This window comes from Stenotrophomonas sp. YJH_SMC_94-11 (assembly GCF_059370435.1).
Genome location: NZ_JCAFTR010000007.1, coordinates 18,510 through 32,534, shown reverse-complemented (window position 1 = coordinate 32,534; position 14,025 = coordinate 18,510). Strand labels below are relative to the sequence as shown.

The following is a 14,025-nucleotide window of genomic DNA, read 5'->3' as shown; positions in this document are numbered from 1 at the left end:
GGCCCTGTGCGGGGTCGGCTGCAGCCCAGCCGGCTCCCTGCGCCAAGGCGGGTACCGCCTGCCTGAATGCAGCGCCGGCGCATCACGCTCGAGCCTCCCCGGCGCAGGCCCAGGCCCTCATTCCGGGGATCCCCGGCCTGCGGTATCATTACCAGTCATCTTTTGAATGCATAACCGCCGACATGATCGAACTGAATCCTGTCCGCCAGCGCATCACCGATCTGACCGATCGCGTGCTGTCGCTTCGGGGGTATCTTTGACTACGACGCCAAGAAAGAGCGTCTTGAAGAAGTAACGCGGGAGCTGGAAAGCCCCGACGTCTGGAACAACGCCGAGTACGCCCAGAACCTGGGCCGCGAGCGTTCCAGCCTGGAAAAGACCGTGGGCGGCATCGCGTCGGTGCTGGATGGCCTGACCGACGCGACCGAACTGCTGGAGCTGGCCGAGTCCGAGCAGGACGAGGACACCGCACTTGCCGTGGTCGCCGACCTGGACAAGCACCAGGCGCACGTCGAGAAGCTGGAATTCCAGCGCATGTTCTCCGGCGAAATGGACAATGCGGCGGCGTTCGTCGACATCCAGGCCGGTGCCGGTGGTACCGAAGCCCAGGACTGGGCCGAGATCCTGCTGCGCATGTACCTGCGCTGGTGCGAATCGCGCGGCTGGAAGACCGAGCTGATGGAAGTCTCCGGTGGCGACGTCGCCGGCATCAAGTCGGCCACGCTGCGCGTGGAAGGCGACTATGCCTATGGCTGGCTGAAGACCGAGACCGGCGTGCACCGCCTGGTGCGCAAGTCGCCGTTCGACTCGGACAACCGCCGCCACACCAGCTTCACCTCGGTATTCGTGTCGCCTGAAATCGATGACAACATCGACATCACCATCAACCCGGCCGACCTGCGTACCGACGTGTACCGCTCGTCCGGTGCCGGTGGCCAGCACGTGAACAAGACCGAGTCGGCGGTGCGTATCACCCACATCCCGACCAACATCGTTGTGGCGTGCCAGACCGGCCGCAGCCAGCACCAGAACCGTGACAACGCGATGAAGATGCTGGCCGCCAAGCTGTATGAACTGGAGATCCAGAAGCGCAACGCCGAGAAGGACGCGGTGGAAGCCACCAAGTCCGACATCGGCTGGGGCAGCCAGATCCGCAACTACGTGCTGGACCAGAGCCGCATCAAGGACCTGCGTACCGGCATCGAGCGTTCGGATACGCAGAAGGTGCTGGACGGCGACCTGGACGAGTTCGTCGAGGCCAGCCTGAAGGCCGGTTTGGCCGTGGGCTCCAAGCGCGCCGATGCCTGATCGACGCGCCTGCGCGGATTTCGTCACCCTCGTGCGCAACGCCGAGGGTGGCTGATCACGCTTCCGGTAGAGCCGAGCCCATGCTCGGCTGCTGTTGGCGCAGTAGCAGATGCGTCGAGCATGGCTCGACCCTACAACGGGTACGGCGGTAGCGATGATGCGCAGCGAAAGTGAACGCAAGGAACTCGGTAGCTTCCTGAAGGCCTGCCGCGCCCGTGTCGACCCCGCCACGCTCGGCCTCCCGGCCGGGCGCCGGCGCACCCCGGGCCTGAAGCGCGAGGAAGTGGCGCTGGCCATCGGGGTCAGTGTCAGCTGGTACACCTGGATCGAGCAGGGCCGTGAAGTGCGCGCCTCGCCCGAGGTGCTGGAGCGCCTGGCGCAGGTGCTGCGCATGAGTGACGACGAGCGCGCCTATGCGTTTGCGCTGTCCGGCTATGGCGTGCCGTTGGAGTCGCCGGACGAGAGCGTGACCGATGGCCTGCGCCAGCTGGTCGAAGCGATGCAGCCGATCCCGGCGTATGTGCGCAACACCCGGTTCGATATCCTGGCCTGGAACCCGGCCATCGCCGATCTGTTCGTGGACTACAGCCAGCTGGCGCCGCATGAGCGCAACACGCTGCGGCTGATGTTCCTGTACCCGCCGTACCGCACGCTGATCCTCAACTGGGAAGAAATGACCCGCGGCCTGCTGGCCGGCTTCCGCGCGGCGATGGCGCAGGCGCCGGACAAGGCGCCGTTCCTGGCGCTGGTGGAGGACATCGCCGCGCACAGCGAGGCGTTCCGGCGGTGGTGGCCGGAGCACGACGTGCGGCGGTTCGATGAAGGTGCGAAGAAGCTCAACCATCCCACGCGCGGGTTGCTGGACCTGCAGTACGTGGCGCTGGTGCCGGAGAGCCGGCACGACCTTTCTCTGGTGACCTACCTGCCGCGAAAGTAGGGGGTGTTCGGCAGGGCTTGCAGCCCTGCACCCGCAGAGGCCGAGCAACAGCAACAGCAACAGCGGGCATTCCGTTGGATGGCGGGGCGGTGTGGGTTGGCAGGACACGCCGTAAACCCGTCCATGGGGGCTCGATGGCGCCATCCATGGCGCCAACGGTCCTGCCAACCCACACCGCCCCACCTCTGACAATTTCCCGCGGCTGTTGGCAGGTGTCGACCTTGGTCGACACATCTGTCAGATATCGAAAGAAATTCCGGGGTCAGATCCGTTTTCCTACGGAAAACGGATCTGACCCCAAGAGTATTTCCGACAGATCGCGGAAAACTGTCGAAGGCGGGGTGGGTCCGGTTGCGGGGGCGTGAGCGCCATGGATGGCGCGACCGAGGCTACATGGGTGAGGGCGCTTTGCTTGCGAAGCACTGCTTCGCAAGCGCCCGAACGCCCAGCCGCCGGCGGCTGGGCCGGACCCCGGAGGGGGATTCACGCCGTCCCCCGCAACCGGAGCCACCCCGCCATCCCACGGAATGCAGGCCTTTGACCTTGACGTTGCCCTGGCCTCTGCGGGTGCAGGGCGCAGCCCTGCCGATAACCCCATTCAGACAGGTAAGTGCAGGTCACAGGATAAGCAGACGCCTTGTTGCCTCCGCCAATCGGGTCCACATTCCTGTGCAGAAGACGGGCCGCTGTCCGTTGCCGAGACAACAGGAGACCTGCATGTCCGCTGCCCCCACCACCGCCATTTCCCGCGATCCGGCCACCGGCCTGCAGATCGCCAGCCATCCCTTCGCCACCGATGCCGAGCTGGATGCGATCCTTGATCGCGGCCAGGCTGGCTTCGCTGCCTGGAGCGCCAGCAGCCTCGAACAACGAGCGCAGGTGTTGCGCGCGATGGCGGGCGTACTGCGCCGTGACCGCGAGAAGCTGGCCGCGCTGGCCACTGCCGAAATGGGCAAGGTGCAGGCCGAATCGCTGGCCGAAATCGAGAAGTGTGCCGTGCTGTGCGACTGGTACGCCGACCACGGCGCGCAGTTCCTGCGCGACGAACCGACCCAGGTGCCCGACGACAAGGCTTACGTGTCCTACCTGCCGCTGGGCGTGGTGCTGGGCATCATGCCGTGGAACTTCCCGTACTGGCAGGTGATGCGTGCGGCAGTGCCGATCCTGATGGGCGGCAACGGCTTCCTGCTGAAGCCGGCCGAGAACATCGTCGGTACCGCGCAGCTGCTCGACGCGGCCTGGCGCGATGCCGGGCTGCCGGAAGGCACCTTCATCGCCGCCAACATCAGCCGCGAGGGCACCAGCCGCGCGATTGCCGATGACCGCATTGCGGCAGTCACCCTGACCGGCAGCGTGGCCGCAGGCCGCAGCATTGCCGCCCAGGCCGGGCAGGCGCTGAAGAAGGTGGTGCTGGAGCTGGGGGGCTCGGATCCGTTCATCGTGCTGGCCGATGCCGATCTGGACGCTGCCGTGGAGGCGGCGGTGGCCTCGCGCTTCCAGAATACCGGGCAGGTCTGCATTGCCGGCAAGCGGATCATCGTTGAAGACGCGGTGTACGACCGCTTCGTCGCGCAGTTCTGCCAGAAGGTGCAGGCACTGACCATCGGCGATGGCCGCGAAGCGGGCAACCGGATCGGACCGATGGCGCGCCAGGACCTGCTGGAGCAGCTGGATGCGCAGGTGCGCGCCTCGGTGGACGCAGGCGCGAAGCTGCTCGTCGGTGGCCATCAGCTCGATCGCCCGGGCGCGTTCTATGCGCCCACCGTGCTGGCCGACGTGGAGCCGGGCATGCAGGCCTTCGATACCGAGACCTTCGGGCCGGTGGCCTCGATCAGCCGCGCCCGCGATGCCGACCATGCGGTGGAACTGGCCAACCAGAGCGAATTCGGCCTCAGCGGCAATCTGTGGACCGGCGACCGCGCCCGTGCCATGCAGCTGGCGCGCCGGCTGCAGACCGGCGGCGTGTTCGTCAACGGCTTCTCCGCTTCGGACCCCCGCGTGCCGATCGGCGGCGTGAAGAAGAGCGGTTTCGGCCGCGAGCTCTCGCACTTCGGCATCCGTGAATTCGTCAATGCGCAGACAGTGTGGTTCGACAAGCATTGACGCGCGGCTCTCATCCTTCCTGCAACGATCCACCATCAGTCCAGCACAAAGGACGGCATCCGATGTCCAAGGGTTCAGATCTGCTTGTCGCCGCGCTTGAGAACGAAGGCGTCGAGCGCATTTTCGGTATTCCCGGCGAGGAAAACCTCGACGTGGTCGAGTCGCTGCGCCATTCCAGCATCGAGCTGGTCATCACCCGCCACGAACAGGCAGCGGTGTTCATGGCTGCAACCTATGGCCGCCTGACCGGCAAGCCCGGCGTGTGCCTGGCCACGCTCGGCCCCGGCGCGCTGAATTTCACCACCGGCGCCGCCTATGCGCTGCTGGGTGCGTGGCCGGTGATCATGATCACCGGCCAGAAGGGCATCGTCGCCAGCAAGCAGGCGCGCTTCCAGATTGTCGACATCGTCGGCACGATGAAGCCGCTGACCAAGCAGGCGCGGCAGATCGTCTCGGCGCGCACGATCCCGACCATCGTCCGCGAGGCGTTCCGTGTCGCTCAGGAGGAGCGCCCGGGCCCGGTGCTGCTGGAGCTGCCCGAAGACATCGCGGCCGATGAGGTCGAGGGCGTGGCGCTGATTCCGCCGCATGCGGTGGACCGTCCCATTGCCAGCCCGGAGGCGCTGGATCGGGCGGCTGAGATCATCCGCAATGCCAAGCGGCCGTTGTTGATGATCGCTTCGGCGGCGTCGCGACCGCAGTCCAGTGAAGCGCTGTCGGCCTTTGTGTTGCGCGCCGGCATCCCGTTCTTCACCACGCAGATGGGCAAGGGCGCGGTGGCCGGAGGTTCGGGCCTGTACATGGGCACCGCCGCGCTGACCGAGCGTGACTACGTGCACATGGCGATCGACCAGGCTGACGTGATCGTGACCATCGGCCACGAGGTGACCGAAAAGCCGCCGTTCGTGATGCGCCCGGGTGGCCCGACCGTGATCCATATCGGCTACTCGCAGGCGGCGGTGGAACAGGTGTACTTCCCGCAGGTAGAGGTGATCGGCGACATCGGCCGTTCGCTCACCCAACTGGCCGACCGCATCGAAGGCGCGGTGCCGAACGCCGATGCTTTGCTGCCGCTGCGCGCGACCATCCTCGAGCATCTGGCCGACCGCGCCGAAGAGGCCGGCTTCACGCCGCAGCGGCTGGTGCACGACGTGCGCCAGGTGATGCCGCCGGACGGCATCGTGGCGCTGGACAACGGCATGTACAAGATCTGGTTCGCCCGCAACTACCGTACCCAGGTCGCCAACACATTGCTGCTGGACAACGCGCTGGCGACCATGGGCGCGGGCCTGCCATCGGCGATCATGGCCTCGATCCTGTATCCACAGCGGCGGGTGCTGGCGGTGTGCGGCGACGGCGGTTTCATGATGAACAGCCAGGAGTTGGAGACGGCGCGCCGGCTGGGCCTGAACCTGGTGGTGCTGATCCTCAATGACGGCGCCTACGGCATGATCCGCTGGAAGCAGGCGGTGGATGGCTTCACCGATTACGGCATGACCTTCAGCAACCCCGACTTCGTCAAGTACGCCGAGGCCTACGGCTGCAGGGGGCATGAGGTGACCGCCATCGAGCAGTTCATCCCGACGCTGGAGGCGGCCTTCAACGACGGCGGGGTGCACCTGGTGTCGGTACCGATCGATTACTCGGAAAACCAGCGGGTGCTGGTGGACGAGCTGCGCCAGGCGTTCCCCGGGAACGCGTAGGCGCCGATCCGCTGATGGGGTCAGATCCCTTTGCTGCGCAAAGGGATCTGACCCCTCTCCAGGCCGGGGCAGGGCGGTTTTGGTATGCTGGGCAACCGGCTGTGCCGGGCGCAGCATCCCCCCTCACTACACGATTCCCGCAGATCCATGAGCGAAGCTACCGATACCCCCCCCGTCGACGAGAACAAGTTGATCGCCGAGCGCCGTGAGAAACTCAAAGCGCTGCGTGGGCAGGGCATCGCGTACCCGAACGATTTCCGTCGTGAGGACTTCGCCGGCCGCCTGCAGGACGAATTCGCCGATGCCGAACAGTGGACCGCCGAGGCGCTGGAAGGCAACGGACGCCAGGTGAAGATGGCCGGCCGCCTGATGGCCAAGCGCATCATGGGCAAGGCGAGCTTCGCGCAGATCCAGGACGAGTCCGGCCGCATCCAGCTGTTCCTGCAGGGGGCCGTGCTGGGCGATGCCTACACCGCGTTCAAGGGCTGGGACGTGGGCGACATCATCGCCGTAGAAGGTGGCCTGACCCGCACCAAGACCGGCGAGCTGTCGGTCAAGGCCGAGTCGATCCGCCTGCTGACCAAGTCGCTGCGTCCGTTGCCGGACAAGTGGCATGGCCTGGCCGACGTCGAGCAGCGTTACCGCCAGCGTTACGTCGACCTGATCGTCACCCCGGAGTCGCGCGCGGTCTTCATCAAGCGCTCGAAGATCATCCGCGCCATGCGTGCGTGGCTGGACAACCGCGACTTCCTGGAAGTCGAGACGCCGATGATGCATTACATCCCCGGCGGCGCGGCGGCCAAGCCGTTCACCACCCACCACAACGCGCTGGACCTGGACCTGTACCTGCGCGTGGCGCCGGAGCTGTACCTCAAGCGCCTGACCGTGGGCGGCCTGGAGCGCGTGTACGAGATCAACCGCAACTTCCGCAATGAAGGCGTCAGCACCCGCCACAATCCAGAATTCACCATGATGGAGCTGTATGAGGCCTATGCCACGTACAACGAGATCATGGACCTGACCGAAGGCGTGATCCGAGACGTGGCCAGGACAGTCAACGGCAGCACCGAGGTCGAGTGGGACGGGGCGAAGATCGACCTGGGCCCGGCGTTCCGCCGCTGGCGCATGGACGAAGCCGTGCGCCACCACAACCCGGAAATCTCGGTTGCCGACTGCACCGACCGTGACGCGCTGCTGCGCCATTGCGAGCGCTTGAACATCCGCGTCAAGCCGTCCTACGGCTGGGGCAAGCTGCTGCTTGAGATCTTCGAGGCCACCGTCGAGCACACCCTGATCCAGCCGACCTTCATCACCGACCATCCGGTGGAAGTCTCGCCGCTGGCCCGTGCCAACGACAATGATCCGGGCTACACCGACCGCTTCGAGCTGTTCGTCAACGGCAAGGAGCTGGCCAATGGCTTCTCCGAGTTGAACGACCCGGAAGACCAGGCCCAGCGCTTCCAGGCCCAGGTGGCCGCGAAGGAAGGTGGCGACGACGAGGCCATGCACTACGACGCCGACTACATCCGTGCGCTGGAGTACGGCATGGCCCCGACCGGCGGCCTGGGTATCGGCGTCGATCGTCTGGTGATGCTGCTGACCGGCAGCAGCTCGATCCGCGATGTGCTGCTGTTCCCGTACATGCGTCCGGAGCAGTAAGTCACCTTTTTGACTCCCGATTGTGCGCGCCGTCCCGAAACGAGACGGCGCGATTGACGCGTCCCGCACTCGGCGTATCGTAATTGCACTACCTTGACGCCTGCTATGGCTTGATCGGCGTTAGGGGAGGGCACGGTGTGGGGAGTCCGCTTCACATTGTGATGACGATCATGAATCGGGATGCACGACACGGGAGTCAGGCCGATGCAGGGTGCGAGCGTTCGCAGCGGCAGAGTATCCTCGCCTGCTGATGATCCAGCGTGGTCGAAAAACCAGGCAGAGTACGCGTTGAATATCGTCATCGTTGATGACCAGACTTCCGCCCGGACGATGCTGCGTCACGTCATCGAAGACATCGCGCCGGAACTGAGCGTGTATGACTTCGGCGATCCGCTGACCGCATTGGCCTGGTGTGAAGCCCATCCGGTCGACCTGCTGCTGCTCGATTACCGCATGCCGGAGATGGACGGGCTGGAATTCGCTCGCCGTTTCCGTCGGCTGCCCAAGCACCGCGACATTCCGGTGATCCTGATCACCGTGGTCGGTGACGAGCCGATCCGGCAGGCGGCACTGGAAGCAGGGGTCATCGACTTCCTGGTCAAGCCGATCCGCCCGCGCGAACTGCGTGCGCGCTGCTACAACCTGCTGCAGCTGCGCCAACAGACCGAGAACGTGAAGCAACGGGCGCTGTCGCTGGAGCAGCGCCTGCTGGCCAGCATGCATGAGGTCGAAGAGCGGGAGCGCGAAACGCTGTCGCGGCTGGCGCGGGCGATCGAGTTCCGTGATGCAGGCACCAGTGCCTATCTGGAGCGCATGGCGCGCGTGGCCGGCCTGATCGCCGACCAGCTCGGGCTGCCCGAGGAGGACGTGCGCCTGATCGAAATGGCTGCGCCGCTGCATGACATGGGCAAGATTGCCATTCCCGATGCGGTGCTGCTCAAGCAGGGCAAGCTCAACGAGGAGGAGCTGGCGATCATGCGCCGGCACCCGCGGATTGGCCATGAACTGCTGAGCGGCAGCCAGAATCGTTTCATCCAGGTTGGCGCCTTGATCGCACTGCGTCATCATGAGCGCTACGATGGCAGCGGCTATCCCGATGGGCTGGTCGGCGATGCGATTCCGCTGGAAGCGCGCATCGTGGCTGTCGCCGATGTCTTCGACGCTCTGATTTCGCCCCGTCCGTACAAGGAAGCATGGACCATGGAAGCCACCCTGGCTTATCTCTACGCCCAGCGTGGCCGGCTGTTCGATCCCCGATGCGTGGACGCGCTGCTGCGCGGCCGCGAACAGCTGGACCAGATCTGCGCCGAGCATTCGATGGCGTCCGCGCGCCCGGGGCTGGGCGCGTGAAACGGCTGTTGTCGCAGCTGCGGCTGCGCCTGTCCCAGCGCCAGGACAGCGAACACGGCCAGCAGATCGTCCGTATTGTCCTGATCAGCCTGATCCTGGCCTACGTGTTGTTGCCGGCGCCGCGCCACGATCTGCCGCACACGCAGTACGTGGGCGTGCTGGCGATCGTATTGACCGGCCTGAGCCTGTCGCTGCTGTTGTTCGGCTGGCTGCTGTGGCGGCCGGCGCGTTCCGATCCCCGCCGCGTGCTGGGCATGCTTGCCGACTATGGCCTGATCGCTGCCGGCATGGTGCAGATGGGCGAGCCGCTGGCCTGGGTCTACATCGTGGTGATGTGGGTGACGGTCGGCAACGGCATGCGCTTCGGCAACCACTACCTGTACGTGGCGGTGGCGATGGCGATGGTGAGCTTCGGTTGCACGGTGCTGCTGACGCCTTACTGGCAACAGAATTTCCGTCTGGCCATCGGCCTCTGGCTCGGCCTGGCCGCGGTGCCGCTGTACTTCTCGACACTGCTGCGGCAGCTGACCGAAGCGATGGCCGAGGCGCGCCGTGCCAGCGAGGCCAAGAGCCGTTTCCTGGCCAACATGAGCCACGAGTTCCGCACGCCGTTGAACGGCCTCAACGGCATGACCGAAGTGCTGGCGACCACGCGCCTGGACGATGAGCAGCGCGAGTGCCTCAACACCATCCAGGCGTCGTCGCGCAGCCTGCTGGCGCTGGTGGAGGAAGTGCTGGACATCTCGGCCATCGAGGCCGGCAAGCTGCGCGTGGTGGCCGAAGACTTCGCCGTGGCCGACGTGATCCAGGCGATCGGGCTGATCCTGTTGCCGCAGGCCAAGGCCAAGCGCCTGGATTACCGGGTGAAGGTCGCCGATGGTGTGCCGCCCCGCGTGCGCGGAGACGTCGGGCACCTGCGGCAGATCCTGCTGAACCTGGCCGGCAACGCGGTCAAGTTCACCGATCACGGCCGGGTCGAAATCCGTGTCAGCGTGGTGCAGGCCGATACCAGTGGCGCGGTGCGGCTGCGCTTCGACATCCTCGACACCGGCATCGGTGTAGCCCCGGCCATGCGTGCGCGGCTGTTCGATGCCTTCGAGCAGGCTGACGTCAGCATGGCGCGTCGCCACGAGGGCACCGGGCTGGGCACGACCATCGCCAAGGGCCTGGTCGAAGCAATGGACGGCGATATTGGTTATCTGGAAAACCCGCCGCGCGGCAGCCATTTCTGGGTCGAGCTGCCGTTCGCGCCGCCGCAACCGCAGGTGCCGGGTGCGGTACCGAGCCTGACCGGCGACGACGACGCGGGGCCGGGTGGCAACGTGATCGCATTTGCCGACCCGTTCCTGCGCCATCGCGCCCGCGTGCGCAGCATGCAGATCCTGGTGGCCGACGACCACGAGGCCAACCGCATGGTCCTGCAGCGCCTGCTGCAGAAGGCCGGGCATCGCGTGCTGTGCGTGGACGGCGGTGAGGCAGTGCTGGATGCGCTGGCCGACAGTGAATTCGATGCGGTCATCGTCGACCTGCACATGCCGGGCATGAGTGGGCTGGACATGCTGAAGGAGTTGCGGGTGATGCAGGCCGGCGGCGGTCCGCGCACGCCGGTGCTGGTGCTCAGCGCCGATGTCACGCCCGAGGCGATCCAGCGCTGCACCCAGGCCGGGGCGCATGCTTTCCTGGCCAAGCCCGTGGTGGCGGTGCGCCTGCTCGATACCCTGGCCGAGATCGCCAGCAACGCCCAGCTGAAGACCATGGCCGCACCGGTGGTGCGACCGATGGCGCTGCAGGATGGGGTGCTCGACAGCAGCGTGCTGGACGAGCTGGCCTCGCTGGGGATGGGCGAGGGCTTCGAACGTGAGTTCATCCGCCAGTGCCTGGAGGACGTGGCGAGCTGCATGGGCAAGGCCGAGCAGGCCGGCGAGGCCACGCAGTGGGACGTGTTCCGCGAACAATCCCATGCGATCAAGGGTGTGGCCAGCAACCTTGGCCTGATGCGCGCGTCGAACCGTGCCGGCGAGCTGATGCGGATGGCCGACTGGCAGCTCAAGACCGAATGGCGCCAGCGCCTGGGCATCCTGCAGGAAGCGATCAAGGAAGGCCGGCGTGCACTGGAGGCGCGGGCCGAACGCCGGCTGCGCGGTGCTGCTGACGATGGCGAGGCGCGCTGAACCACGGCAAGGCCCATAAAAAAAGCCCGGTGGCCAACCGGGCTTGAACCCATCCTGGGGGAGGGATGAATCAGGCCGCGTCGAGACTGGCGCGACGGGTCTGGGCCTTGATCAGGCGATCCATGGTGCGCAGAGAGCGGTCGCCGAGGGCCAGGGCGGAATCGACCCATACCTTGGTGATCTCCAACAGTTCGTCATAGCTGACAGGCTGGGCAATGCTGCGTGCGGCGTTCATTGCCAGGTAGGACTGCGGGGTGCGCTGCTGCTGGCGGATCAGTTCCTCGACGGCCGCCCGGCCTTCGCCCTTCTTCACCAGCACGTCGACCACGCCCATCGCATGCATTTCCTCGGCGCTGTAGACCCGGCCGTCGAGGATGATCTTCTCGGCCAGGTGTGGTGACACCCGGCGGCACAGGAAGGAGTAGGCGCCCATACCCGGGAACAGGCCGAACAGAACTTCGGGCAGGCCGAGGCCGCTGCCTTCCTCGGCGACGATGGTGTGGCAGGCCAGGGCCATTTCCAGGCCACCGCCCAGGGCGTCGCCCTGGATCAGGGCGATCGAACGGACATCGCCGCCGAACCCGGTATGCAGGTGGTGCACGCCCTCAACGCAGCGCTGGGCGTAGTTCAACAGGAGGTCGCGGTTGCCTTCGCGGATCAGGCGGGTGAACAGGTCCAGGTCACCGCCCAGGTTGTAGGCGACGGCATCGGAGGCCAGCACGAAATGCCGCAGGGTGCCGCTGTGGCGCTCGGCAGGGCTGCGGGTGATGGCCGCCATGTAGCTCCACATCTCGTCGAGCATGTCCTTGCGGCAGCAGGGACGGATGCCGGTGGCGGCATCGGCATGCATGAACAGCCAGTGGGCAGCGCCGTCGGCGCTGTCTTCGGTACGGATGGTGGCAAAAGGCGAGCCGCTTGAGGGCAGCTTTTCGATGGTACTCATGGAAGGGTCCTCGGCATGCGGCCCGCAGTGTCAGGTGGGTGGCCGGCGGGCCGAACGGTCCACACACGCGGCGATGCTACACCGCCTCAGGGGCGTCGCATGCGAAAGGGCCCGGGACGTTTCCGCCCCGGGCCCTGCATCGTTCAAATTGCCGCAAACCCTTACTGGGCGGGCGTATCGCGGAGTTCGCGACGGAGGATCTTGCCGACATTGGTCTTCGGCAGCTCCTTTCGGAATTCGACGATTTTGGGGTGCTTGTAGCCGGTCAGGTTGGCCCGGGCATGCTCCTTGACCATTTCGGCGGTCAGGTTCGGATCCTTCTTCACGATGACCACCTTCACCACCTCGCCGGACTTGTCGTCCGGCACGCCGACCGCGGCCACTTCCAGCACGCCCGGCATCATCGCGATCACGTCCTCGACTTCATTCGGATACACGTTGAAGCCGGACACCAGGATCATGTCCTTCTTGCGGTCGACGATGTAGAAGAAGCCGTGTTCGTCCATCTTCGCCATGTCGCCGGTATGCAGCCAGCCGTCGGCATCGATCGCCTTGGCGGTTTCCTCCGGGCGCTGCCAGTAGCCCTTCATCACCTGCGGGCCCTTGATGCAGAGTTCGCCGACCTCGCCCAGCGGCAGGATGGCGCTGTTGTCGTCCTTGATGCAGGCATCGGTGGACGGGATCGGCAGGCCGATCGAGCCGTTGTACTCGGTCAGGGTGAGGGGGTTGATGCAGGCCGCCGGCGAGGTCTCGGTCAGGCCATAGGCCTCGACTAGGGTCACGCCGGTGACCTTCTTCCAGCGCTCGGCCACGGCGCGCTGCACCGCCATGCCGCCGCCCAGGGTGACCTTCAGCGAGGAAAAGTCGACCGTGTCGAAGCCGGGGGTGTTGAGCAGGCCATTGAACAGCGTGTTGACGCCGGTGATGGCGGTGAAGCGCACCGACTTGAGCTCCTTGACGAAGCCCTTCATGTCACGCGGATTGGTGATCAGGTGGTTGCAGCCACCGAACTTCATGAAGACCAGCCCGTTCGCGGTCAGTGCGAAGATGTGGTACAGCGGCAGGGCGGTGATGATCCACTCCTTGCCCATCTCGATGCCCGACGCACTGATCCAGGCCGAGGCCTGCTGCATGTTGGCGATCAGGTTGCGGTTGGTCAGCATCGCGCCCTTGGCCACGCCGGTGGTGCCGCCGGTGTACTGCAGGAACGCAATGTCGTCGTGGTCGATCTCGACCTTGGGCAGGCTGTGGCGGCTGCCGATCTTGAGCGCCTGGCGGAAGCGCACCGCGCCCTTGAGATGGTAGTTGGGCACCATCTTCTTGATGTACTTCAGCACGAAGTTGACGATCACGCCCTTGGCGCCAAGCAGGTCGCCCAGGCCGGTGGTGACCACGTGCTTGACCGGCGTATCGGCGATGACCTGCTCGACGGTATCGCCGAAGTTGTCGACCACCACCAGTGCGGTCACGCCGGCATCGACCAGCTGGTGCTTGAGCTCGCGCGCGGTGTACAACGGATTGACATTGACCACGGTCAGGCCGGCGCGCAGCACGCCGAAGGTGGCCACCGGGTACTGCAGGCAGTTGGGCATCATCAGGGCGACGCGGTCACCCTTCTTGAGCTTGAGCTCTCCCAGCAGGTAGGCCGCGAACTGATTGACCAGCGCGTCGGTCTCGCCATAGGTGAGGACCTTGCCGAAGCTGGAGTAGGCGGGACGGTCGCGGAATTTCGCGACGGAAGCGTCGAAGACCGAAGCTACCGAATGGAACTCGTTGACGTCGATCTCGGCGGGAACGCCTTTCGGATAGCTCTGCAGCCAGGGACGATCCAGACTCATATTCCCCCTCCAG

General features: G+C 65.7%; 9 protein-coding genes. 7 read left to right on the top strand and 2 right to left on the bottom strand.

Annotation, left to right across the window (positions count from 1 at the left end):
* Positions 1-182 precede the first annotated feature (182 nt).
* The 7 genes from prfB to AC5P74_RS13160 all read left to right on the top strand — a co-directional run bounded on the left by prfB (position 183) and on the right by AC5P74_RS13160 (position 11,231).
* A protein-coding gene (gene prfB, locus AC5P74_RS13190; RefSeq protein ID WP_141750815.1) for a peptide chain release factor 2 occupies positions 183-1,308 on the top strand; the annotation gives its coding sequence in 2 pieces (ribosomal slippage) (positions 183-257 and positions 259-1,308; 1,125 coding nt in all).
* A 154-nt stretch (positions 1,309-1,462) separates the two neighbouring features.
* Positions 1,463-2,245, top strand: coding sequence for an MmyB family transcriptional regulator (locus tag AC5P74_RS13185; RefSeq protein ID WP_164263373.1), 783 nt, complete (start codon positions 1,463-1,465; stop codon positions 2,243-2,245).
* Between the two features lie 717 nt (positions 2,246-2,962).
* On the top strand, positions 2,963-4,348 hold the full coding sequence (locus AC5P74_RS13180; protein WP_053499442.1) for an NAD-dependent succinate-semialdehyde dehydrogenase: 1,386 nt from the start codon (positions 2,963-2,965) through the stop codon (positions 4,346-4,348).
* 62 nt (positions 4,349-4,410) lie between these two features.
* The gene (locus AC5P74_RS13175) at positions 4,411-6,051 is read left to right on the top strand and encodes an acetolactate synthase large subunit (protein WP_206620847.1); all 1,641 of its coding nucleotides are present in this window, start codon (positions 4,411-4,413) and stop codon (positions 6,049-6,051) included.
* A gap of 147 nt (positions 6,052-6,198) precedes the next feature.
* Positions 6,199-7,710: a lysine--tRNA ligase gene (gene lysS, locus AC5P74_RS13170; protein WP_053499438.1), complete on the top strand. Its 1,512-nt coding sequence runs from the start codon at positions 6,199-6,201 to the stop codon at positions 7,708-7,710.
* A 204-nt stretch (positions 7,711-7,914) separates the two neighbouring features.
* Positions 7,915-9,060, top strand: coding sequence for a cyclic di-GMP phosphodiesterase response regulator RpfG (gene rpfG / locus AC5P74_RS13165; protein ID WP_032954148.1), 1,146 nt, complete (start codon positions 7,915-7,917; stop codon positions 9,058-9,060).
* Positions 9,057-11,231, top strand: a complete 2,175-nt coding sequence (locus AC5P74_RS13160) for a response regulator (RefSeq protein ID WP_053499435.1) — start codon at positions 9,057-9,059, stop codon at positions 11,229-11,231. The genes rpfG and AC5P74_RS13160 overlap by 4 nt, the downstream gene beginning before the upstream one ends.
* A gap of 70 nt (positions 11,232-11,301) precedes the next feature.
* Here the strand turns inward: AC5P74_RS13160 and AC5P74_RS13155 are convergent, their stop codons facing one another.
* Together AC5P74_RS13155 and AC5P74_RS13150 are read right to left on the bottom strand one after the other, a co-directional pair.
* Positions 11,302-12,174: a crotonase/enoyl-CoA hydratase family protein gene (locus tag AC5P74_RS13155; RefSeq protein ID WP_014037072.1), complete on the bottom strand. Its 873-nt coding sequence runs from the start codon at positions 12,172-12,174 to the stop codon at positions 11,302-11,304.
* Positions 12,175-12,335: 161 nt separating this feature from the next.
* Positions 12,336-14,012, bottom strand: coding sequence for a long-chain fatty acid--CoA ligase (locus AC5P74_RS13150; RefSeq protein WP_053499432.1), 1,677 nt, complete (start codon positions 14,010-14,012; stop codon positions 12,336-12,338).
* Positions 14,013-14,025: the final 13 nt, after the last annotated feature.

Bases quoted from the DNA above. Each gene is read 5' to 3' on its own strand.
- AC5P74_RS13185 (WP_164263373.1), top strand. From the start codon at position 1,463: ATGATGCGCAGCGAAAGTGAACGCAAGGAACTCGGTAGCTTCCTGAAG.
- AC5P74_RS13180 (WP_053499442.1), top strand. From the start codon at position 2,963: ATGTCCGCTGCCCCCACCACCGCCATTTCCCGCGATCCGGCCACCGGC.
- AC5P74_RS13175 (WP_206620847.1), top strand. From the start codon at position 4,411: ATGTCCAAGGGTTCAGATCTGCTTGTCGCCGCGCTTGAGAACGAAGGC.
- lysS (WP_053499438.1), top strand. From the start codon at position 6,199: ATGAGCGAAGCTACCGATACCCCCCCCGTCGACGAGAACAAGTTGATC.
- rpfG (WP_032954148.1), top strand. From the start codon at position 7,915: ATGCAGGGTGCGAGCGTTCGCAGCGGCAGAGTATCCTCGCCTGCTGAT.
- AC5P74_RS13155 (WP_014037072.1), bottom strand. From the start codon at position 12,174: ATGAGTACCATCGAAAAGCTGCCCTCAAGCGGCTCGCCTTTTGCCACC.
- AC5P74_RS13150 (WP_053499432.1), bottom strand. From the start codon at position 14,012: ATGAGTCTGGATCGTCCCTGGCTGCAGAGCTATCCGAAAGGCGTTCCC.